This window comes from uncultured Abiotrophia sp., assembly GCF_963520105.1.
Taxonomy (GTDB): Bacteria; Bacillota; Bacilli; order Lactobacillales; family Aerococcaceae; genus Abiotrophia.
The window spans coordinates 111,875-134,830 of sequence record NZ_CAUQPN010000003.1; the positions used below are offsets into that span (position 1 = coordinate 111,875).

Below are 22,956 nucleotides of genomic sequence, written 5' to 3' on the forward strand. Positions count from 1 at the left end.
CTGGCTTATTTGAAGGCGAAAAGTAATGCGATAACGACCGCAATGATTGGCACGGCTTCAATCAGACCGACACCCAAGAACATGGTCATCCGTAATTTACCTTCCAATTCTGGTTGGCGAGCGATTGATTCGATGGTCTTAGAAATAACCATCCCGTTCCCGATTGATGCCCCTAATGCAGCGAAGGCAACAGCGATTGCAGCAGCGATTGCGTAATCCATAATATATCTCCTTTAATCAATAAATATAGTCAGTTTATTCGTGTTCCGTCTCAACCTTATGGGACATGTAAACCATGGTTAAGGTGACGAAAATGTAGGCTTGAATGGAACCTACAAAGAGCGAGAATCCTTGCCAAATAATTTGGATCAGAATCCCAACAGGCCAAGTGACTAGACCGGCAGAGGTTGCCAAGTTAGCAATCAAGCCCAGTAGGACTTCACCCGCGAAGATGTTCCCGTAGAGCCGTAAGGCCAGGGTAATCGTGTTGGTGAACTCTTCAATGATTTTCAACGGAATCATGGCCTTCATTGGCTTGGTATAGCCGTTAATCAGATAACCCTTGAAACCTTGTTTCTCAACCCCAATATAGTGGGAGAGCAGAATCATTAAGGCTGCCATGGACAAGCAGACGATTGGGTCAGCCGTTGGGCTACGCCAATAGGAATGTTCGCCATAGTTAAGCATGAATGGTAAGCCTAGCATGTTAGCCACGAAAACAAACAACAACAATGTCAGCCCTAAGAGCTGGTACATTTGGGCATTGGGATCCGTAATGGCCCCACCCACGATGCCGCGGACAAAGTCGATGATGGTTTCTAGGAACAATTGCGGTTTACCCGGTTGGTCAACCGACAGTTTACGCGTACACCAAACGCACAAGCCCCATATTAGGAGCACTGTCGCAATGGTCGCCAGTACTGTATTCCAACTGAAGGCTAAGCCAAAGAGTTCAAATATGCGTGATTCTTCCACACGTCTTCCCTTCTTTCCTCCATTGTATTTTTTGTGCGTTCGTAAGAGATTGACTACAATTCCATAGAAAAGCACACATTATTACTCTACTATATCACTTTCAAATCTGCTTGACAATTCAAGTGACCGCTTCCAAATAACGAATTTTAGTCTTTGAATTTTTTATAAAATATTTGTTAGTTTAACATTTCGATACTAGGTGTCTCAAGACCTGATATAATGACCTCAGGCCCTATAAAAAGACACTAAAAATACATTTGCTCCCAGGGCATCTTATCTATAGTTTTTTCTTATAGATAGAGGCTTGTGACCTCCTATATTGGACGACCAAAAAAGGCGAACTCACCAGGGAGTCGCCTCTTGGCTTCTAAGCCGGCTAGCTCACAGGCTAATTGGCTTATAAGTATTGTGCTAGAATGGCTTCTAACTTAGCTTGGTCATGGTAGCCGATGAGTTTTTCAACGGGCTGCCCATCTTTCTTAACCAAGAGTGTTGGAATAGACATAACGCCAAACTCTTGAGCTACTTTTTGCTCTTCATCTACGTTCATCTTGAAGAATTCTACTTGACCTTCATATTTCTCGCTGAGTGCATCGATAACTGGCCCTTGCATACGACAAGGCCCACACCATGGTGCCCAAAAGTCAACAACGGTAACTCCTTCTGCAGTTGAAGTTAAAAATTCAGCATCTGTTAAATGTTTTGCCATAATACAGACTCCCCTTTTGCTTGTGATACTCCTATTGTATCACTGGACTGTGAGGACGCCTATTTTTTTGCTCATTACTTGAAATAAACAATGGTCGAACCATTACCACCTGCATTGGCTGGCGAATATTCGAAGCGGTCAACCTGAGGGTGTTTGGCTAGGACTTCCTTAACCCCCTGTCTCAGCGCCCCGGTCCCCTTGCCATGAATAATGGTGACCATAGGATGGTTGGACAGTAGCGCCGCATCCAAGTATTGACGCAGTCGATAGAGGGCTTGCTCATAGCGTTCGCCCCGCAGGTCTAAGCTAGTCTGCACCTTCGCCCCTGCTTGGCGGTGGACATTGACCTTGGTCTTGGTCTCCACTTGATTGAGCGGTTCTAGTTCTTCCTGCTCAAACTTCATCTTAAGAATCCCCATTTGGACAATGTATTCCTTGCCCTTGACTTCAATAATAGTCCCGCGTTGGCCATAGCTTAAGACCTCTACATCGTCCCCTACTTTAAGTTGACGGTTGTTCTTGGCCTTCTTAAGGACTTTATTCTTCTTGAGATTTTCGGGTTGCTTGAGTTGCTCGAAGCCAGCTCGTTTCTCAATCAAGACATGCTCCTTGATGGTCTGATTCTGGCCTTGTTCTAACTGCAAGTCACGAATCTCTTGAATCAAGGCTTCGGCTTGGGCCTGAGCCTGGGCCACCTTGGCATTGGCTTCTTGCTTGGCCTTGTCTTGGAGGCGTTCCTTGGCTTCTAGCCAGCGATTGTATTCATGTCGCAAATCGGCATGTAGCTGTTGGGCCTCTTCCAGCAAGTCTTGGGCTGCTTCATGGTCCAACTCAGCCTGACGCCGTTCTTCTTCCAGCTTAGCTACCATGTCATTAAGGGCCTGGCTGTCTTCCTTAATCCCTTGACGGGCTTCTTCCAAAATACTTGGATCTAAACCCAAACGCCCTGAAATATCAAAGGCGTTGGACCGGCCCGGCACCCCTAGCAAGAGACGATAGGTTGGCGACAGGGTCTGGGCATCGAATTCCATACTGGCATTGAGGGTATTAGCTGTCTCATGGGCATAGAGCTTGAGCTCAGGATAGTGGGTGGTTGCCATGACTAGGGTTCCGATTTTACGCAAATGGTTGAGGATGGCCATGGCCAGGAGGGCCCCTTCTTGAGGGTCCGTCCCGGAACCTAACTCGTCAAAGAGGACCAAGGACCGGTCGGTCACCTGATTCAAGATGCTGACAATATTGGTCATGTGGGAACTAAAGGTGGACAGGTTCTGTTCAATGGACTGCTCATCCCCGATATCGGCATAGACGGCATCGAAAATACCCAGACGGCTTCCCGCTTCAGCCGGGATATGGAGACCTGACTGGCCCATCAACTGTAAGAGACCCAGCGTCTTAAGCAAAATAGTCTTCCCACCTGTGTTAGGCCCGGTAATGATTAGGGCCTGATAGTGCTCACCCAGAATAATATCGTTGGGCACAATCTTGTCTGCTGCAATCAGGGGATGACGCGCTTGATAAATGGCCACGATTTGCTGATCGGAGAATTTTGGTCGAGTGGCCTCTAGCGACTTGGCATAGTGGGCGCGGGCTTGGATATAGTCCAAATGAGCCACAACCCACTCATTGCGCTTGAGTTCTTCTTGATAAGGCATAAGGGCCTCTGATAGAGCCATTAAAATCCGCTCAATTTCTTGGCGTTCGGCCCGCTGCAATTCAGCCCGCTTGTTATTAAGCTCCATAACCGCCTGGGGCTCGATATAGAGGGTCTGCCCCGTTGAAGATTGGTCGTGGACCGTCCCGCCAAATTGATGCTTATACTCGGCCTTGACCGGCAAGACATAGCGGTCATTCCGCATGGTGACTAAGGCATCAGATAATTGGCTGGCCTTGGACTTAAGCAGTTGGTTGAGTTGCAGGCGGATTTGCTGCTCCATCTGGCCTTGTTGGCGACGGATGCTAGCTAACAGCACCGAAGCCGATGAGAGGACCGAGCCATCTTCGTCAATGGCTTGAGCCAGTTCAGCTTCAATTTCTGGCAAGGTCACCACTTGGTAGACCCAGGCCGTAAGGGCTGGATAGGTCTTCTCTTCGGCTGCCAACTGATCGAAGAACTTCATGAGTTGGTGGATGGTCGATAGGAGCTTGGCAATACCGGCCAGTTCCTGGCCATTAAGGCTGGCGCCTAATTCCAAGCGTTTAAGCGCCATGTCGATATTGACTAGGCGTGGAATCGGTAATACTTTTCCCTGCATCAAAATACCGAGCGCTTGCTCGGTTTCTGACTGCCATGTTTGAATGATGTCCAGCTGGTCGCTAGGCGCCATGGCTTGAACCAGGCGCTCAGCCGACTCGGTCTGGAGATAATGTTGCACGGCTTGTTTGATTTTACCGAATTCCAAGGTGCTAAAAATCTTCTGATCCGTCACCTTGAATTCCTCCTTTTATGTTAACGGTTGTTGTGATTGTTTGGGTTGGCCTGGAGCCAGAGGCGGTTGGCCATATCAGATAAGACAGGTGTTTGAGACACGACCCGATAAGCAATCGGGTTATTAACAAATTGTTGTTGAACGCCTTCTAGCGGTACCAAGGATAAGGTAAAGAGCGAGAAGAAAATCCAGATATAGGCGATAAGGACACTAATCAGTCCGCCCCCGATGTGGTTAGCCCATTTGAAAACTTCATAGAAGGCTAACTTACGGAAGAAGAGGCTAATAAACTCGGTCACTAACCAACCTGCCACCACAATGGCAATATAGGCCACCACCCGATAGAAAGCCTGGTCGATGACGAAGCTAGTGGCTTGGTCATAGAAGGTCATTTGAGTATTTTGTTGAACTGATGGGAAAGGAATAAAGTTAGAGATAAAACGTGCCAATGGTTGATAGTGGCGATTGGCAATGGTCATAGCGATGACAAAACCAATCAGACGCACCACTTGCATGACCAAGCCACGGCGATAACCACGGTAAAAGGCATACAAGAGAATCAAAAGCATGAGTAAGGTTAACATGAAGGAATTCCTCCTTAATTACTTTCTGTATTACTTTCTGGTAAAGGGAACCTGTGGGCTGGCCTTCTTAGGCTCGGCTACTGGAGATTTAGGGGCCTGAGCTTGAGCGCTGCCCTTGGCTTGCAGGCTTTGGAGCTGAGCTTCCAATTCTGCAATGCGTTGTTCCTTAACTAGTTGATCAGATAAGGCATTGACCGCCATGAGGATAGCCCGATCGCGTGCCGACATGTCAGGGGCTAACTCGGCTAACTGGGCCAATTGGCTGTTAACTAATTCTACCACCTGATTGAGGTGAGTCGCTGAGCGATTTCCCACAATCGTATATTCGGTACCTTCAATTACGGCGCGGAAACGTCGTTTATTTTCCATGAACAGTCACTCCTTAGCTTGATTAACCTTAGTGTATCAAAAAATAAGTACAAAAGAAACTAAAAGCAATTTTGCCAAGGCCTCTCGCTTGGTGGGCAAAAGGGTCATGACAAGGACTGAGAAATTGTGTATACTGATAAGCGTTGAAAACAAGGAGGAAGAGACCATGACGGCATTATGGAAAGGACGACTTTATACGATTTTGGGGGCAGCCTCCTGGGGCCTATCGGGAGTCTGCGGTCAGTACTTGATGCAGACAGCCCAAATTCCTGCTCGGATTGTCGTCTCAATCCGCATGCTGCTAGCAGGTCTCATTATGACGACCTATCTCTTGGCCCGTCAGCGACCCCAGCTCAAAGCCCTAAGCCAAGATAAGCCTAGCCTAGTCTAGCTAGTCATCTTCGCTATCTTTGGTATTGTCCTCTGTCAGCTGACCTATCTGGAAGCCATTGGGGCCTCCAATGCCGGGACTGCCACCGTCCTTCAATATACCAGTCCTATTCTGGTCATTGCCTATGTCAGCCTCAAGACCCGCCAGGCGCCAACTGGCCAACTGCTGGCTGCTATTGCTTTGGCCATTCTGGGCACGGCCCTGATTGCTACTCATGGCGACATCACCAGCCTGAGCCTAACACCGGCTGGCCTAAGTTGGGGCTTAGTAGCTGCTGTCGGCTACGCCCTCTACACGGTCTTACCAGCTGATCTCTTACAGCGCCACAATGCCACCTTGGTGACGGGCTTAGGCTTACTACTAGGCGGTGCTAGCCTCTTCCTGGCTAACCAGACCTGGACCTATCCAATTGACTGGCAGCCTTTGACTATTCTTGCCATGGCAGGCTTAGTGGTGGTCGGCACCCTCTTGGCCTACACCCTCTTCCTTAAAGGGGTATCCTTGGTGGGGCCTATGGAAGCCTCTCTCCTAGGGGCTTCAGAGCCCATCTCAGCCGTCTTCTTCGCCTTCTTATTGATGAGCGAGCACTTCTACCTGATTGATTTATTGGGCATGGTCCTAATTATCGCGGCCGTTGTCTGGGTCTCCCTGCATCCTAAGGCGGCGCCACATCCTGTTAATGACTAGAAAAAGCGACCTGCTTACTTGACTAGTAAACAGGTCGCTATTCTTTTGCCTCTGGCCTACTTAAGCTTGCGCGCTAGAGCCAGGGCTTTTTCCTTATTTTTGAAGTGGAGCTTAGCCGTTTCTCTTAAGACATCAGGGCCAAACTTTTTAATGAGCTTGGCTGCAAAAGCATCCACATTGGCGCCTGCCCCACAACACAAAAATAATACCGACTTACCCTATTCATAAAAATAGAGTCAAAGCATCTATCACTTTGATTCTTTAGGATGCATTATTTCTTTTCTCTAAAGTATAAATACAAAGTAACCGAAGAAGAGATAATGGATCCTAAAATTATAGTCATAAAAATTACGAAATTTGAAGGAATTCCTTTTTTATTTAGCGCACCCCAAAAATACCCTATAGCTTTCATGGAGACAAAAAAGATAATAAGAGCTACAATCAAGTAAATAAACTTTTTGGAGCTCTTTCTAGCATTTTGGCTCTGCTCATTTTTTTCTTTCCACTTTTCTACTAATTTATCTACATTATCCTGGCTAGCCCCCTGGAATCTAACTGTCCCACTCTGAAACGCTGTGATAGTAACACCATTCACTTTAGCAAAAAATACAGAATGTTCAACTGGATCTTGTAAATATTGTTCATAATATTTTTTCATTCCTTGGATTTCTTCCAATTTTAATGTGATACTCTTCTCTGCCATTTAATTTTCCACCTCACCATACTCAGATGTTAAAGAAAATGCACTTTCTCATTTTTACACTATTGAATTATTCTTATTTAATCTTATTATGGTATTATACGGTATTCCAAAGCATAAGTAAATCATTCGCTTAATGAATTGTTCATTCTGAATTACTAAAGAGGTGTTTTATGATTCCTGAGTTATTACAACAATTACATGATGCTAACTCACTTCCTTCGTAAATCGCTCGCATAAGCGCTATAATACAAGCTTCTTGATAGGCACGTACCTAAAAAGCAAAAAAGCGACCTGCTTACTCACTCGCAAACAGATCGCTATTCTTTTGCCTCTGGCCTACTTAAGCTTGCGCGCTAGGGCCAGGGCTTTTTCCGTATTTTTGAAGTGGAGCTTGGCCGTTTCTCTTAAGACATCAGGTCCGAACTTTTTAATGAGCTTGGCTGCAAAAGCATCCACATTGGCACCCGCGCCTGACGGCAGAACCACATCATAAGGCGCTCCGAAGGTGGTTAGAGACTCTAAGAACCAGGCCCGAGCAATAATAGAGGCGCAGGCCACCGCCAAGTGGGCACTCTCCCCTTTTTCAGCAAAATAGAGGCCCTTGGTCAGGGGATGGGCTTCCTTCTTAAGGTAGTTAAAATAGTTCTGAGGGCTGGTAAACTCATCAATCAGGACCCCTTGCAGGGCTAACTTCTGGCGAGCAGACAGCTTGGCCAAGAGCTTCTGAATGGTAAAGTTATGGAGGCTGACCTTGATGGCATTGGCATTGCGGGTCTTGTTGGCCTCGTTATACTTGGCTGGCGAGCAAATGGTCAGCTCATGGATTAGAACTTGCCGCAACTTAGGGGCTAGTTCCAGAATCTGGGCATCCGACAAGAGCTTAGAATCCTTGACGCCCAAGCCTTCAATCTTGGCCCGATCGCCGGCATCCAAGTAGACTGCACATACAGTTAGCGCCCCAAAGTAGGAGCCGTTGCCAACCTCGTCGCTGCCAATAATGGTCCAGTTAGCGAAGTCATTAGGCAAGTGGCTGTGATTTGCTGGATTAGCCTTGTCAGAACTAGCGCTTTTTTTGGTGGCTGGCGCCGATGACGCCTGCCCCTGCCAGCGGGCTACCTGGGCTTCCACGTTCTTGCCTTGGAAGAGGACCTTGCCACTGGCATAGGCTGTAATGGTTACCCCGTCGACTTGGGCGCGGAATTCACTATGAGGCACCGGATCCAGCAGGTAGTCGGCGTAGCTTGCTTTCATTTGGGCGCGGCTAGCAGCGTCCAGTTGGAGAGTGACAGAGGCCATGGGCAGGCTCCTTTCTATATTGGGTAATCTCTTCTAGTATTGTACCTAGCAAAAAACACGCCGTCAACCGGCGTGTTTTCTATTAGCAGGGAGTCTCAAATAATTCCTGCCTTAATTAACGGGTATACGGACGAAGTCAGATGGTAAGCTAGTGTCTCGGTGAGTAGCAACAATTACTCCCTGATCGGTCTTTTGATAATAATCAACTAGCACCTGCTCGAGTTCTACATCTAATGACGCAGTCGGTTCGTCTAATAACAAGAAACTCGCCTCTTTAACAAGGGCACGCGCAAAACCAATCCGCTGAATCTCTCCTTCCGATAAGTTCTGATTAGCACCAGAAATTACCAAAGTATCCAAACCATCATCGAGTCGCTCAAGAAGTGATGTCAGACCAGACAGCTCGATAATATGATTAAGGTCCGCATCCGAAAGCTGTCTACCCAGAAGTATATTCTCTCTAATCGTATCTTCAATCACTACATTGTCTTGTGGTACGTAGCTGACTACTGCACTCAATCTATCACTTGCAACACTTTGGCCATCCAACTCAATAGTCCCACTATAGCTAGGATAAATACCTGCTAATAACTTCAAGACGGTACTCTTACCTGAACCACTTGCTCCCATCAGAGCGTATTGTGTTCCCTTTTCAAATTTGGCTGTTAGATGTTCCAACACCGGATGTTCGCTATATGCGAAGCCCAAATCTACTAGTGATAATACACTACCTTGGTGGATTCCTCCCACTTCCGGCTGTCTATAGTGTTCCTTCTTGAAAGTCATAATCCGTTCAGCACAGACTTTCGCCATAAGATACTCACTGTAGAGACTAGGTAGGTTGAAGAATACCCAGGTAAAGTATCGATCAATAATCATAAAACTAAATAATTGACCGAGTGTTAATTCACCCCGAACCATCAGGATAAAAGCCAAAGAAATCCAACTAGTCGTCATCACAAAACCTAATCCAATACTTAAAGATTCGAGTAAGGCACGATGTCTCTGTCGCTGATATTGTTGCTTTCTATAATGAGCGTGATATTCCTCAAATAGTTCTTCTGTATAGTGCTCAGCTCGGTGCGCTCTAATCAGGGGAATTTGCGACAAAATCTGGACCATAAGGGGTTGAAGGTCCTCTTCCGCTGCTTGCTCATCCTCCTTAGCTGCTTGTAACCTAGGGCCGATTCCTTTCATCAACAAACCACCTATGAATGATACGCAAAGGATCCCTAGCGTCAATTGCCAGTTGGTGCGCATTCCATAGACCACAGCCAGAAGAAAACTCGCTAATCCAATCACTATCTCGAACAGAGTGGTCGACAAGAAGTAACTACATTCTTTTATGTCATCCATTAGCAGTGTCAACCAGGGACCCATGCCGCTTTTATCAATTGCTAGACCATCTGTTTGCTCCAGATGTCTAATGAAGTAGCCAGTCATTTGGCCTTCCAAATACAAATTGCTTTTTACTTTGACACGTTGCGTTAGGCCAATCCCGATTGACAAGAGAATATTCAAGGCAATCACCCAAAAGCATAGTTGCCAGTTGAATTGATATGGAGGATTCGTTGCTGCACTAACCAGGGGATCATACAAATAACCAGCTAGAATCCTCATGATTGCCACCCCAACACTTAAGGCTAACGATATAAACAACAAGCTTAAGCTCTTAATCTTAGTTTGCTTTAGTAAATGACTGAATTGTTTCATAAGCTTTGCACCTCAATCACTCGATCATTGGCTTGAATCATATCTGAAGTATGTGTCACAATTATAAATGAATGATCTCTTAATTCTCGCAAGCGCGTCATTAAGTAACCCTGATTTTCTCGATCTAAATCTGAGAAGGGCTCATCAAGTAGTATCCAATATGCCCCCGAAATCAAGGCACGCGCAACAGCTAAGCGCCGTATTTGCCCATTCGATAATTTTATGTCCTCACCATAAACAGTATCTAGCCCTTTAGGTAGTTGCTGAATGACCTCCCAAATATTCAGTGCGCTACACACTTCTTTAATTTGCTGATCACTGACTGTCCGCCCCATTAGCAAATTAGATCGCAGACTAGTGTTAAAGAAAGTCACTTTTTGTGGCACATAACCTATCGTCTCTTGCCCTAGCACTTCATTAGCTTGGTCAAATACAATACGTCCCTCATGAGGCACATAGACACCGAGAATTAAATTTAAGAGTGTAGACTTACCTGACCCGCTAGGCCCCACTAAGAAATGAATGCCTGTAGGTTCAAAGGTGAAGTTAACCTGATTAAATACTTGCTTATCCTGGTAGGAGAAACTGACATTTTCTAATGTGATGCCTTTCCCTGCCATCTTCGGATGTTCTTCCCTTGTTTGTGCTTGCCCAGAGGCTTGGTCATCTAACCATTTTGTTGATACACGCTTAGCAGAGGATTTGTATTGGACAAAATAGTTCCATAAGGAAGGTAAGTCTGATAAAGGATAGATGATTGATCCTAGTCCGGCATTCCAGATACCCAACAAGACTGCCATTTCTAACTGTCCAGCAATTACTAGATATAAACCTACCGCTAATGAAATAATCTCAAAGGTAATCACGCCACCTTCTGTTAAGCTTAGACTATTGGCATAGTAGCCATTGTATTGATTAAAGTGCTTTTCACGACTAGAAAAGAACTTAATTTGCTTCTGGTATAGCCAATCGCCAATCTTAAAAATTTTAACAATCGGCATAATTCGGAAGACTTGCTCATAAAAATTGTAGTTTTGGTCAGCCGCAACCATATAGTCCTCGTAGGCCATCTCCATTTTAGATGTGAGCAGATAGTTGCCCAATCCGATGACCAAACCGCCCAATATGAAGACAGAGCCAATAACTTGGTTCATCGACATGACATAGACGACGCCAACAAGCAGGGATAAACTGGTATCCAAAAGAGGAAGCAAGCCACTCGATAGAAAGAGCGAGATATTGGTAGCATCTGTATGAATTAAATTAACCGCCTCACCCTCTGTTGTTTGTTCTTGACTATCTCGCTTATTGATAAAGGATTGGACTAGCTTCTGAACAATGAATTGACTTGTTTCCTGAAAGACCTTAGCCAGATTAAGGCTATAGACATAATAGAAGAAGATATAAAGTAGAGCCCCACCAATCATATAAGCGGCGACCTGAAACAATGTTCCCTGAGCGCCATTCTCTATTGTTCCCAGCCCTAACTGCGTTAAGTATGAGAACAGGACATTAAAGCCGCTGAGATAAAGCCTACATACTAATAAGAGGAGTAATTTTGACTTGGCGTTATTAGACAGTACCAACCTAAACATAGGTTTCAACCTCCTTTAGCTATTTCCATAGATTTCATGACATTAGCAAGCAAGACATGAAACTCCTGTTCTTTCTCTTGACCAAACCCAAGTAACCTATTGTATAACATGTGAATCAAGCTACTAACCACATAATCTTCATCTACTTTATCATTATGTAAAACACATAAGTAATTGAGTAGACTTTTACGATATCTATCTAGATTTGTTTTCCCAACTATCTTTTCATACGAACCCCAGTCTCGTATCGATTCCTTTATCTTATAGTATAACTTTTTTTTATAAAGTCGGCTAATTTCTGATTTATAAAAATTATCATATAACCAGGCAATCTTATTTGTCTCTTCTATTACAGTTTTTGCAAAGACAATTGCAATAGCTTCTCTATTCTTATGTGTCGGAGCAACATTACCACAAATATCAAATATAATGTCCGATTCTATGCATTGAAAGCACTCAAACTCTTTTATACTGGTCAAACCATATCTTGCAACCTCTCGTTCATATTGATTAATGGAGATGGCTGTAATAAATGACAACTTCGATAGAAAAAATGAAAATGATGTAGCGCATGAAAGTACCTTATCTTTTGCGCCAAATAGTCGTATACGAATCATATCACGGCCATCTTCCGAATACCGAACAAAAAATGTCTTGACATCTTTAGGAATACACAGTTCTTTGTAAAATTTCGCAAACTTTCTGAAGACAAACTGGTTTTCAAATTCTCTTCTCAAGTAAATTTTATAGTATATTACTTCATCATTCAAAATACCAACCGGTTTCTGACTAGTTATATAAGAATCAAGGTTAGGAATATAACTATTGATTTTTGAGGGGGGATTGTACTTCCCGAAGATATATTCTAGTTTTCTGTCCGTGCTCAAATCAAAACATGTTGGTGCCTCGAAAATAATTTCATTCGAAGTACGCAATGATTCAACAATAATATTGCGATACTCATCCGACTTTAAATCTAACAACAAGCCGGAATCTTTTGTCTGGAGGATAACTTTATCATTATCCAATATTCCAAACGTATCTAACTTAAGAATTAATTGAGCAAAATAATCGTCTTGGTTATGCTCAATTAATTCTAAATCGAGATCCTTAATCTTAATACCTTTTTGAAATAGTATTATATCACCATAGTATACGTCCTTAGGTAAAGAAAATTCGTTAAAACATTCTTTCATAAACAAAAGTAAATCTGTAATACTAAAGTTATATGTTACTAATTCAAGAAGTTGGTTCATCATAGGTGTTAAGTCAAGGTTTACCATGTCATAATTCGTTATAGTAATTCTTTTCCTGAGCTTTTGCGAATATAAAAAAGTTCTACCTTGATTAGAATATACAAATAAGTCAGATAGTTTAATAAAATTCGATTTATTGTCTGAATGACTATCTATATATATATGATTTGGAAGCAACTCTGGGGTACGATTAACTAAATTTCCAATAACTGGATCTTTGGCTTTAAATTTTACCGCTGCGGAAGCAAATCCCACAGTGCTTAATAAGGATTCCTTGCGTTGAAGAAAGTCAACAAATTTAAGACGAATCTCGCTATTTTCTTCTGTTTTATCAGGTATGAACCTACCAATCATTTTACCTGCACAAGTTGAACCAATCTGATTTGATAGTCGCTTCAACTCTATTGTATTATCTATATGCTGAACTGCGTCAAATATCAAATCAGAACTGCTAATCTCATTTTCGTCTTTTTGAACACCTAGATTTTTTAACTGTTGAATAACTCTTTTAACAAATCCGGACCTCTTTAAGTCACACTTTTCGCTCTTTATAATTGACTCTTGTATCTCTAAATACAACTGTTTTTTGATTTCTAGCCTAAAAATATTATTTTTGGTACTAAACCTATCTATATTCTGTGGAAGTTGATCTAAAATACCGCTTAAAAGCACTTCGAAAACTGGTATCATACACTGCTCACCAAATTTCTCTACAATGCTATTATTAAATATTATTAATGAATCATCAAAGATACTATATCTTACTAGTTCAGAAAAATCGCCATACATTGTCCTCGCACATTCTCTGCAAAGACTTAGAGAATCATCACTAAACTTAGTTGAATTAAATTTCACTACATGTAGATAATTAGTATTCTCGCAAATCCTTTGCATAACATCAACTAATTTATTAAAAGTATCGTCTTGCGATTCTAATGATTTTGATACATCAAAAGAAGATATCAATTCAAGAGCTTCACTTAATTCAGATTCAACATTATCCTCGCAGTGGTATATTTTTAAATAATGCTTAACGTAATCAGCTTGAGTGCTCGGCATTTGATTTCCTAACATGAATAATTGAATAATATTTTTTTTGGCTAACTCAGAAAGAATCTTGATGGCTTCTGCTTTACTCGACAAAATATTTGGATGTTTTCCCATTTTATCAATAATTTCGCTCACAGAAAGTTTCCCATCAATTAGGCTTAATATAATGTCTAGACTTTTCTTCTTCTCTAGATACTTGATATCAAGATGATCTAGAATATAGTATTCATCTGAAAACCATAATAAACCACTAGAGTGAGCTATCCCGACCTCATTTAGATTTCCTACCGTGGTGAGCTCCATCGAAAAATGCTCTTGTAAAAGCTTTTCTACCCAACTAGAATCAAAGTCAATCATAAATTGTCTAATGTTCAAATTAATAAAGTTAACAGACGCTAATGTCCCAAAAGGTGTACTCCTAGAAAGTGCTCTTAAGAGATATTTTTTTAGACTCTTTATAGTATTTTTTGTAATCTTCCCATCTCTTAGTATCTGATTGTATAAGCTAAACGCACTATATTTAATTGATTTTAAAAACCAGAATAGCTTAGTAAAATTCGGAATTTTAGATATATTATCTTTATACTCAGCGATTTCTTCCAATATATCCTCATAATCTAAAATGGACAGTTCATTACATCTTATGTAATCTAAAAATAGTTCGCTGCTCATATTCACATCTCCTTTAAAATGGGATGAATTCGTTTGTTTCAATATAGTACACTGCGTTTTGCAAATCAGGAAGATCTTCGAACAGAAGATATTCAAGTACAAAATCAAATAAAATCTGTGTTAGATGTAATAAATCGTGCACCATTGTAGGATAAGCAGTCCTAGATCGAGAATCTAAATAGTTAACTGAATTAAGATACATTCCATTTGACTCAGTATCTAAGTATGTTTCAAATTCAGAGAAATCCTTTGTAATTCCTGGCAAAACTAAAGGCCCAATACTACCGTTGTGAACAAAAATTACTGGAACCTGCTTTTTTTTCGAGATGTCATTCACATATCTCTCTATTCTACCACTTGGTGAATCAGCAGTTTGAATTATCAAATCAGCATTTTCAAAATAAATTTCTTCTCCATCTTTTCCTAATATGTATTCGCGAATAGATGTCACGTTAACTTCACTATTATTCTGATGAATTCTCTTTGCAAGGGCATCTACCTTGTAGTTCAAATCTACATCACTTTCCGAATATAAAAATTGTCTTGAAAGATTACTTAGCGAGACCTTATCGCCATCCACTAGTATTAAATTCCCTACGCCAATACAACCTAACATCATGGAAATTAGCGAACCTATTGCCCCCAGGCCAATTATAGCAACTGTCTTATCTTTGAGCATCTTCGTCCTATTTCCCACTAAGATACTTTCTTTAGGGTTATTAAAGAATCTTTTTTTGATATAATAATTTTGGTAACCATATCTAAAGTCCTCTGCTAACTCAGGAGTAACATATTTTTCGAAATTGAACTCCTTTTGAATATTCGTTAATGTAATAACTTCCTTACTCAAGAGGTACTTTATACACTTTAAAGTTTTATCCGCATTTTCGTTGTCCTTAATTTTTTCGTAAAATTTCTCCAGCGTGCCACCTTTAACAAAAAAATCAATAACACAATCTAATTCTTTACTTCTTTCAACACTAAGATATTTTTTCTGATGAGCAAAGAAAAAAACATAAAATCCATTTGGCAAAATAGAAAAATCAACGCATGGGTTAATAGAGACATATGACATCATACTAGTCACCCTTTCTATAAAAGTTGTGAAGGTGCGGTATGATATATTGATTGCTTAATTAGGGACGAATTTTACAAATTGATGTTGTAGACGATCTTGCTTCAGTTCTTGAATATCTAGCTTCTACTTCTACAGAAGTTTCTTCATATTCATCAAAAGACATTTCTAAAGCATCTAATACTTCCATTACATTAACATCTGTTTCCATTTTAAACCTACTTTCTGCACCTTCACGCCACCAATTTATCATTAAAAACATTATAAGTCAACATCTTTTTTTAATCATAATCTAATCTTAATTTCAAAATATTAGTCCGCTAGAATTAAAGTGAAGTTAATTGTTGTCATTAAAATATATTTATTTTCAGACTTTTCTTTATCTATTAGTTAGGTTTGCAGCGAATAGCACCATCTTTTCATTTATTTCTAGATTAATTTTTTTATTTCTCTCTTACCTAACAATCTCACTCTCCAAGGCAAATTAATGTCTTGCTATCCCCCTTCCCTTTCACTCTGATAGAACAAAAAAAACACGCCGTCAACCGGCGTGTTTTCTTACAGACTAGGCTTAGCCTAATTTGTTGTAGTATTCAACGACGAGGGCTTCGTCGATTTCAGCGTTAAGTTCGCTACGTTCTGGTAAGCGAGTCAAAGTCCCTTCGAAAGCAGCTGCATCGTAAGAAACGAAGTCTAAACGAGAAACAGTGTTTTCCAAAGCTTCCTTGATGATTGCTAAGTCGCGAGAAGATTCACGCAAACCAATCACTTGACCTGGTGTTACCAAGTAAGAAGGAATGTCCACACGCTTGCCGTCAACAGTCACGTGACCGTGGTTTACTAATTGACGAGCTTGACGACGAGTGGTAGCAAAACCTAAACGGTATACCAAGTTGTCCAAACGAGTTTCCAATAAAGCCATGAAGTTTTCACCGTGTTTACCGGTTTTGATCTTACCAGCTTTGCGGAACAAGGTCGCGAATTGACGCTCGTTCATGCCGTAAGTGTGGCGTAATTTTTGTTTTTCTTGTAATTGCAAACCATACTCAGAGATTTTCTTACGTTGGTTGCCGTGTTGACCTGGTGCGTAGTTGCGACGAGCTAACTCTTTACCAGTTTCAGATAATGAGATGCCTAAGCGGCGAGATAATTTCCAAGATGGACCTGTGTAACGAGACATTCTTGAATTCCTCCAATAAAATAGATTTTTGTTTGGAGTAAAATAATCCTAAAAAACCGAATGCGTGCAGGTGATGTGAGGCTTTCGCTTTTCTGCAGCCGCAGTTACTAACCTACCCCAAGGGGCAATCAACTGTTGACGCGCTTTCTTTTTTTACGCTGCATTATTTTACACTCTTACGATTATAGCAAATTCTTTTGGCCCTGACAAGTCTTGTCGCACAAATATTTTAGCATGGCTGCTCCTACTTAAAGTCACAAGACTCTAAGTGGTCATTCACATCGTTTCATTAACTAAATTCCCCATACGCTCCAAGAGTTCCATGACCAAGCTAGCAGATTCCTTGCCAGCCAAGAGAATAAACTCATCGAAGCTGATATTGGCTTGGTCATCGGCAGAGTCTGAGATGGCCCGAATGACTACACAAGGCGTCTTGAGCACATAGGCCGCTTGGGCGATAGCGGCCGACTCCATTTCACAGGCTAGGGCCTCAGGGAAATTGGCCTTAATTGGGGCCTGTTGACTTGGTCCCGCTACGAAGGCATCACCTGACACAATCAAACCACGATAGACCTGCTTGCCTTTAGCCTGATAGAGTTGGGCTGCCAGGTCTGATAAGGCTGAGTGGGTCTCATAGGCAGCTGGCATACCCGCCATTTGGCCAATTTGATAGCCAAAGGCTGTTACATCCGCATCATGATGGCGCAGTTGATCTGCTACCACCACGTCCCCTACCTTGAGGCCATGGCCCAGAGCACCAGCGCTCCCCGTGTTGATGACCAGGTCCACGTCAAACAGCTGCTTGAGCAAGGTCACCGTCATAGCGGCATTGACCTTGCCAATCCCGGATTGGACCAAGACCACGTCCTGGCCAGAGAGTTGACCTTGGTAGAAGGTGTAGCCGGCCACAACTTGCTCGGATTCCTGCTGGAGGGCTTGTTTGAGTAGGCGGATTTCTTCTTCCATGGCGCCAATAAGTCCGATTTTCATAGATTAACTCCTTTTTCTCATTAAAATACAAACATGATGACCATGACAATGAGTAGCAAGACCGCTACCAGTATCAGGGCATTATTAAGGAAACGATCCAGTCGCAGGCTGTATGGTCCCTTGACTTTAGGGGGCTTGCTAGGAGCCGGTGCGGGCTCTTCTTCATATTGGTCGTATTCCTCATCGTATTCGTCATAAGCTACATAGGCCTGATGGTCATCATCATAATAGCCCTCATCCTCATAGGCCTCGCTCCCATAAGACGAGTCTTCATAAGCTGAATAGTCTTGGTAATAAGATGAAGACTCATCCGGAATTTCCTCAACTTCATGATAGGCATAGGGATCTTCTTGCCAATTCTTACTAGAATAGACCTGAGTTTGGCCTAAGTCCTGGTCTTGGTCTTTAAGGGCCGGCCAATCCGCTTGTTTGCTTGCTTGGCTGGCACCCCCTTTGACATAGTCTTCATATTCCCGTCGGTGCTTGTCCTTGCCGTGGTAGCGGGACATGCGCGTTTCGGTCTCAGGCATGCAAGCCACCTCCTCCTAACCAGAGTTGGAGGGCATAGAGGGTTTTAAGGTCAATAATTTGGCCTTGGTCCAGTAAGTCTTGGACTTGCTGACGCGTCATTTCAAAGAGTTCAATGCCCTCATCATCGTCTTGAGGCAGTGGATTCTCGACTGAAACCAGACCATGGGCATAATAGAGGGTTAACTTCTCGTCTAAGAAGCCTGGGGAGGCATAGAAGTCGCCCAGATTCTGCCAGTGGTCTGCCTGATAGGTAGTTTCTTCTTCTAACTCACGCTTGGCACCTTCTAGGGGCGCATCTTGGTCGCCCTTATCTAGAATACCAGCTGGGATTTCATAGGTATCAGCGTCGATGGCCGTCCGGTATTGCTTAACCAAGAGGACCTTGTCTTCTGGCGTGACAGCTAGAATGGCCACCGCCGGTTTCTTATGGATAAGCTCCCGCTCAACCACCTGGCCCTGGTCCAATCTTACCTGATTAAGGTAGGTTTGCAGAATGACGCCATCAAAGATTAACTGGGTCGACACCATGCGGGATGATTGATTAAAGCTGACTTCATTGGCTGCAATTTTCATAGAGCAGACCTCCTTTTACTACTTGACTCTAGCATAGCCTCTCCCCTGCCATAAAGCAAGAAAAAGGCCACGGCTTAAGTCTTACTTAAAAATAGGCCTCAAGTCCGATATACAAGTCCAAGTTCTGTGCTACAATAGAGACAGTAAAACGAATAAGGAGGTTTTGAATATGTGGTTACCAGGTCAATTAATCATTGTTAGCCCTTTGATTATCACTTCCCTTGTCCTCCACCTAGCCTATCGAAACTTAGATTTCTCCAGCCGTTTGGCAGCATATAAAAAAAGTATTCAACGTCGTGCCGGTATTGGCATCGGCCTATTCTTCGTCTTGAATTTCCTATTCAAGAACTTATTGACTGGAGGCTATGGCTTAGCCACACGTCTAGTCCTGGCTTTCGTCCTCTACGGACTGGGCCTTCTGATCCTAACCACTGGCTTCCAGCTGATTAATAAGCTCAAACCAGCGGACTGGGTCCGTTACTTCTTCTATATTGGCATTGCCTGCACCATCCTGGCTGTCAATGCCATTGTCTCAGGCCAACACATGGACTTTGAATGGATCATCGGTCTCATCTTCCTAGAGCTATTCGGCTTGGCCTGCGTGACCGGCTTGGTGGTTCTAGCCAAGTTTGCCGGACCTAGCGAGGAAGCCCCCTATAAGACTTCTGTCACACGCACAAGCAGCAACAAGGTCCAACACTACCGCCAAGCAGGCTTGTCAGACCAAGAAATTCAATTCTTACGCGAACAACTGGCAACTGCCAAACCGCAAATCCAAAGCATCGAGCAGGAGTTCAACCAAAACGCTAAGCTCCGTACTCTAGAAGTTCGCTACAATACCGTTAAGGTCTGCCAAAACTACTTCAAGGACATCGTCAATCAGCCTAAACGCCTGGTCGAAGCCAGTGACTTCCTCTATAAGTACCTGCCTTCCCTAGAAGATATTCTTAAGAAGTATAACGAAATTAACGGCCACGTTGCCAAGAACAAGCAAACCTACATGATTTTAGAAAAATCAGCGGCCACTATTGAGAAGCTCTGTCAATCCATTAACGATGCCTATGTTCACTTCCACCAGGAAGATCTCAAGGCCATGGAAGATGAACTCTACGTAGCCAATCGCACCCTTAAGAGCCAAGAAGCGCTCCAATCAGACGAAAGTGTTGAAGATCTCATTAACCTTGGAAAGGATGAAGCATAATGTCACAACGTCCCGATTTATTTGAAGAAATGCAAGCCCAAACACCTAAAACTAGTACGGTAGAAGACTTGCTGGGTAATCCCTTCGACCTAGAAGAGACGCCTAGCCCTACCTCCCCTCACACTGACCTAGTGGATGCCGAGATGATGGCTAAGCGGGCCGTCACCACTGAAAAGCTAATTGACCGCCTGCCAGAACATCGCCAGCAACAGGCCTATGATTTGGCTAAGCAGATTGACGAGCAGAATATGAGTGCCGTCATCGCCTACGGCTCCAATGCTCAGAAGAAACTGAGCGAGTTCTCCCATGGCATGCTCAACAAGGTCCAACTCAAGGATACAGGTGAAATTGCTGATGTCCTAACCGACCTCATGCACCAACTGGAATCTTCTAACCCGCGTGACTTAACGGCCTCTCCTAATATCTTCCAAAAATTCTTTGGTAAGATTAAGGCTTCCATTGCTGAAACCCAAGCCCGCTATCAGAAGATTGGTACTGCCATTGACCGTGTGGCCATCCGCCTAGAACGCGAGAAGAATGAGCTGCTCAACGACAACCTCATGTTGGAACAACTCTATCAGAAGAACAAGGACTACTTCGAAGCCCTTAACATCTACATCGCAGCCGGCGAGCTTAAGATGCAGGAGTTACAAGAAGAGATTATCCCTGCTGCCATCGAAAAAGCCAAGGCTTCCGGTGACCAAATGGACGTCCAAACTGTCAACGACCTCAACCAATTTCTAGACCGCTTGGACAAACGGACCCACGACCTGCGCTTAACCCGCCAAATGACGGTCCAACAAGCGCCACAAATCCGTATGATTCAAAATACCAACCAGGCCTTAGCTGAGAAGATTCAAGTCTCCGTCCACACGGCCATTCCGCTCTGGGAAAACCAGGTCATGATTGCCTTGACCCTACTCCGTCAGCAAAATGCCGCGGTTAGCCAACGCCAAGTCTCCCAAACTACTAACGACTTGCTCAAACGTAATGCCGACATGCTCAAACAATCGGCGATCGACACAGCCCGCGAATCCGAACGAGGTGTTATCGATATCGAGACCTTACAACATACTCAAAACAGTTTGATTGAAACCATCGAACAAACCCTGGAAATCCAACGCGAAGGACGTCGTCAACGTCAAATCGCCGAACAGGAACTTCAGCTTATGGAAGGTCAGTTGCGTGATAAGCTCATGGCGATCTCCAACGAACAACAGGCCTACCTAGAAGAATAAAATAGATTCCCCCCGGACAGGAAGTCAGCTTCCTGTCCTTTTTCTATTCCCTGCCCTCTTGTAAGAAGTTGAAAAGGGTCTTATAATAGAAGTAGAGAGAGAGGAAAGGACTCGCTATATGTTTAATGAATTATTTAATGACAAGCAACAAGCCCTCTATTTATTCGACGCCCAGCGTCAGGCCTTTGCCTTAATTCCAGAGCAAAAGCGCCCCATCTATCTAGCCTGCCATCATCGTAACTTCTTGATTCTGGTCGTCTTTGCCATGATTTCGCTAGCGCCTGCTAGCGCCATTTGGCTGAATTTAGCCATTTGCGCCGGCCTCTATGGCCTCATGACCTGGTACTACCTGACCAAGTTGACGCCAAAAGCTGACTGGCAAAGTCTGACGGCTGACCTAGCTGTCTATCCGACCTTCTACAAGCGTTTTGACTTATCCAAGCTCAAGGTCAACATCAGCCTATTGATCTTTGTCTTATTGGCCGTTCTGATTGGAATTAGCCAACGAGTGAGCCAATCCCTGGTCCTAGAAATTCTGCTAGCTCTGGCCATCGCCTATGAAGCCCTGCGTCAGATTCTAATCTTCCTGGCCTTACGCCAAAATCCCCTGCCCCCAATTTCAAGCAAGCAAGTCAGTCCAAGACTCAAAAGCCAAGTGCTCAAGAAAAAGAAAAAGTAGGTGATTCTCATGTCTGCCCTATTCAGCCTTATTCCCATCTGTCTGCTGATTTTTGCCGGCTATCTCTACTGGTTCCGCGACCACATTGTCACACTCTTAGAATTAAGTTCCCATCGGGAAATCGTCATTCTCAGCGTGGCCTATGCCTGTCTGGCTCTCTTGGGGATTGTCTTAGTAGTGCTCAAGCAATTTGAATGGTTGTTGGGTCTCCTCATCCTAGTCTCCATCCTCAGTGCCGTCTTAAGCTTGGTTCTGACTCGCTTTATGAAATAGTTGCTATAAAAATAGCCCACCAAAGTGCTCGACTTGAGGTGGGTTATTTTTGTCGCCACTTACCTTATAGGACGCAATTTGAACACCTTTTCAAAGAGTGGTATAATAGTTGCATAGTCAAGTTCCATCTTAAGAAAGCTTGGTACTTGCTAGAGAAAGGAAGATGATTATGAGTCATAAATGGCTTCGGAAACTTCTACTATCCGGACTTAGTCTCTGCCTCCTAACAGCTGGTCTCCCTGGGACAGCTCATGCCCAAGAGAGCAATTCACCCCCACCAACTGCCGAAGACAAAAACATTTTCGGTGAAAAAACAGTGGTCTACGGCAATGAAGACGCCGGCTATCTGCAAATTCCTCTACGCTTTGTACCAGTCGAAGGCCAAAGCAAGGACGAACAGGCCTACCGCTTCCGCGATGAAGCCAGTGGCCAAGAAATCGTCTGGGGCATTCGCGATGTCAAGGCGCCGACCGACGACAAAATTCCCCAAGACTTCAAAGACCTGTCACCTGTCTATTGGATTGGCTTCCTCAATTTGCGCGAGCGGATTGGAGAAGGTGGCACCAACAATATGGGAGAATTTGCGACCGTCAATAATTTGACCTTCTACCATGTCGCGACTACCCTACCTGACCGGTCAGAATCTACCTTCTACTATCTCCGCCTTAACAATAAGGAAGATGTCATTCTACTGACCATCACCGGACCTGATCGGGCGGCCATAGATAAATTAGCCCCTATTATGTTTACCTGGTCCCCAACCAAGTATGAATAGAAAGGAGCCTGA

At 43.5% G+C, this 22,956-nt stretch carries 24 protein-coding genes; 7 read left to right on the plus strand and 17 right to left on the minus strand.

Annotation, left to right across the window (positions count from 1 at the left end; genetic code table 11):
• Nucleotides 1-5: 5 nt before the first annotated feature.
• The 6 genes from atpE to zapA form a co-directional block, all read right to left on the minus strand.
• The gene (gene atpE, locus RWO08_RS04815; protein WP_023391924.1) at nucleotides 6-221 is read right to left on the minus strand and encodes a F0F1 ATP synthase subunit C; all 216 of its coding nucleotides are present in this window, start codon (nucleotides 219-221) and stop codon (nucleotides 6-8) included.
• Between the two features lie 34 nt (nucleotides 222-255).
• On the minus strand, nucleotides 256-975 hold the full coding sequence (atpB, locus tag RWO08_RS04820) for a F0F1 ATP synthase subunit A (protein ID WP_070755101.1): 720 nt from the start codon (nucleotides 973-975) through the stop codon (nucleotides 256-258).
• Between the two features lie 397 nt (nucleotides 976-1,372).
• A complete protein-coding gene (gene trxA / locus RWO08_RS04825) occupies nucleotides 1,373-1,684 on the minus strand; it encodes a thioredoxin (RefSeq protein ID WP_268442598.1) in 312 nt (103 codons plus the stop codon).
• A 74-nt stretch (nucleotides 1,685-1,758) separates the two neighbouring features.
• Nucleotides 1,759-4,113, minus strand: a complete 2,355-nt coding sequence (locus RWO08_RS04830) for an endonuclease MutS2 (protein WP_314211360.1) — start codon at nucleotides 4,111-4,113, stop codon at nucleotides 1,759-1,761.
• A gap of 20 nt (nucleotides 4,114-4,133) precedes the next feature.
• Nucleotides 4,134-4,697 carry a CvpA family protein gene (locus RWO08_RS04835; protein ID WP_314211361.1) on the minus strand — a complete coding sequence of 188 codons (564 nt, stop codon included), beginning with the start codon at nucleotides 4,695-4,697 and terminating at the stop codon, nucleotides 4,134-4,136.
• A gap of 30 nt (nucleotides 4,698-4,727) precedes the next feature.
• Nucleotides 4,728-5,066 carry a cell division protein ZapA gene (zapA, locus tag RWO08_RS04840; protein ID WP_314211362.1) on the minus strand — a complete coding sequence of 113 codons (339 nt, stop codon included), beginning with the start codon at nucleotides 5,064-5,066 and terminating at the stop codon, nucleotides 4,728-4,730.
• Nucleotides 5,067-5,232: 166 nt separating this feature from the next.
• Here zapA and RWO08_RS04845 point away from each other — a divergent pair, with 166 nt between their 5' ends.
• Both RWO08_RS04845 and RWO08_RS04850 read left to right on the plus strand, forming a co-directional pair.
• The gene (locus RWO08_RS04845; RefSeq protein WP_314062491.1) at nucleotides 5,233-5,457 is read left to right on the plus strand and encodes an EamA family transporter; all 225 of its coding nucleotides are present in this window, start codon (nucleotides 5,233-5,235) and stop codon (nucleotides 5,455-5,457) included.
• Nucleotides 5,458-5,463: 6 nt separating this feature from the next.
• Nucleotides 5,464-6,144 carry a DMT family transporter gene (locus tag RWO08_RS04850; protein WP_314062514.1) on the plus strand — a complete coding sequence of 227 codons (681 nt, stop codon included), beginning with the start codon at nucleotides 5,464-5,466 and terminating at the stop codon, nucleotides 6,142-6,144.
• Nucleotides 6,145-6,415: 271 nt separating this feature from the next.
• On the opposite strand, the gene RWO08_RS04855 is transcribed toward RWO08_RS04850, so the two are convergent.
• From RWO08_RS04855 to RWO08_RS04905, 11 genes are all read right to left on the minus strand, one after another.
• A complete protein-coding gene (locus tag RWO08_RS04855; protein WP_291429494.1) occupies nucleotides 6,416-6,847 on the minus strand; it encodes a DUF3378 domain-containing protein in 432 nt (143 codons plus the stop codon).
• A 336-nt stretch (nucleotides 6,848-7,183) separates the two neighbouring features.
• Complete coding sequence (rnhC, locus tag RWO08_RS04860) at nucleotides 7,184-8,143, minus strand: ribonuclease HIII (RefSeq protein WP_314211363.1); 960 nt, start codon at nucleotides 8,141-8,143, stop codon at nucleotides 7,184-7,186.
• Nucleotides 8,144-8,254: 111 nt separating this feature from the next.
• Nucleotides 8,255-9,856, minus strand: a complete 1,602-nt coding sequence (locus RWO08_RS04865; RefSeq protein WP_314211364.1) for an ABC transporter ATP-binding protein — start codon at nucleotides 9,854-9,856, stop codon at nucleotides 8,255-8,257.
• Complete coding sequence (locus RWO08_RS04870; protein WP_314211365.1) at nucleotides 9,853-11,451, minus strand: ABC transporter ATP-binding protein; 1,599 nt, start codon at nucleotides 11,449-11,451, stop codon at nucleotides 9,853-9,855. The genes RWO08_RS04865 and RWO08_RS04870 overlap by 4 nt, the downstream gene beginning before the upstream one ends.
• A gap of 5 nt (nucleotides 11,452-11,456) precedes the next feature.
• Nucleotides 11,457-14,429, minus strand: coding sequence for a thiopeptide-type bacteriocin biosynthesis protein (locus RWO08_RS04875; protein WP_314197003.1), 2,973 nt, complete (start codon nucleotides 14,427-14,429; stop codon nucleotides 11,457-11,459).
• Between the two features lie 13 nt (nucleotides 14,430-14,442).
• The gene (locus RWO08_RS04880) at nucleotides 14,443-15,507 is read right to left on the minus strand and encodes a ThiF family adenylyltransferase (protein ID WP_314211366.1); all 1,065 of its coding nucleotides are present in this window, start codon (nucleotides 15,505-15,507) and stop codon (nucleotides 14,443-14,445) included.
• A 58-nt stretch (nucleotides 15,508-15,565) separates the two neighbouring features.
• Nucleotides 15,566-15,715, minus strand: a complete 150-nt coding sequence (locus RWO08_RS04885) for a hypothetical protein (protein ID WP_314196999.1) — start codon at nucleotides 15,713-15,715, stop codon at nucleotides 15,566-15,568.
• Between the two features lie 360 nt (nucleotides 15,716-16,075).
• On the minus strand, nucleotides 16,076-16,684 hold the full coding sequence (gene rpsD / locus RWO08_RS04890) for a 30S ribosomal protein S4 (protein ID WP_023391913.1): 609 nt from the start codon (nucleotides 16,682-16,684) through the stop codon (nucleotides 16,076-16,078).
• Between the two features lie 276 nt (nucleotides 16,685-16,960).
• Nucleotides 16,961-17,674 carry a 5'-methylthioadenosine/adenosylhomocysteine nucleosidase gene (locus RWO08_RS04895; protein WP_303886827.1) on the minus strand — a complete coding sequence of 238 codons (714 nt, stop codon included), beginning with the start codon at nucleotides 17,672-17,674 and terminating at the stop codon, nucleotides 16,961-16,963.
• 20 nt (nucleotides 17,675-17,694) lie between these two features.
• A complete protein-coding gene (locus RWO08_RS04900; protein ID WP_314211367.1) occupies nucleotides 17,695-18,204 on the minus strand; it encodes a hypothetical protein in 510 nt (169 codons plus the stop codon).
• A complete protein-coding gene (locus tag RWO08_RS04905; RefSeq protein ID WP_314211368.1) occupies nucleotides 18,197-18,778 on the minus strand; it encodes an NUDIX hydrolase in 582 nt (193 codons plus the stop codon). Before RWO08_RS04905 ends, RWO08_RS04900 begins: the two co-directional genes overlap by 8 nt.
• Before the next feature lie 169 nt (nucleotides 18,779-18,947).
• Here RWO08_RS04905 and RWO08_RS04910 point away from each other — a divergent pair, with 169 nt between their 5' ends.
• From RWO08_RS04910 to RWO08_RS04930, 5 genes are all read left to right on the plus strand, one after another.
• Nucleotides 18,948-19,979, plus strand: coding sequence for a 5-bromo-4-chloroindolyl phosphate hydrolysis family protein (locus RWO08_RS04910; protein WP_314211369.1), 1,032 nt, complete (start codon nucleotides 18,948-18,950; stop codon nucleotides 19,977-19,979).
• Nucleotides 19,979-21,217: a toxic anion resistance protein gene (locus RWO08_RS04915; protein ID WP_314211370.1), complete on the plus strand. Its 1,239-nt coding sequence runs from the start codon at nucleotides 19,979-19,981 to the stop codon at nucleotides 21,215-21,217. Before RWO08_RS04910 ends, RWO08_RS04915 begins: the two co-directional genes overlap by 1 nt.
• A gap of 118 nt (nucleotides 21,218-21,335) precedes the next feature.
• A complete protein-coding gene (locus RWO08_RS04920) occupies nucleotides 21,336-21,896 on the plus strand; it encodes a hypothetical protein (RefSeq protein WP_314211371.1) in 561 nt (186 codons plus the stop codon).
• A 9-nt stretch (nucleotides 21,897-21,905) separates the two neighbouring features.
• Complete coding sequence (locus RWO08_RS04925; RefSeq protein WP_298076847.1) at nucleotides 21,906-22,169, plus strand: hypothetical protein; 264 nt, start codon at nucleotides 21,906-21,908, stop codon at nucleotides 22,167-22,169.
• Nucleotides 22,170-22,338: 169 nt separating this feature from the next.
• Nucleotides 22,339-22,944, plus strand: coding sequence for a hypothetical protein (locus RWO08_RS04930; RefSeq protein ID WP_311465771.1), 606 nt, complete (start codon nucleotides 22,339-22,341; stop codon nucleotides 22,942-22,944).
• Nucleotides 22,945-22,956: the final 12 nt, after the last annotated feature.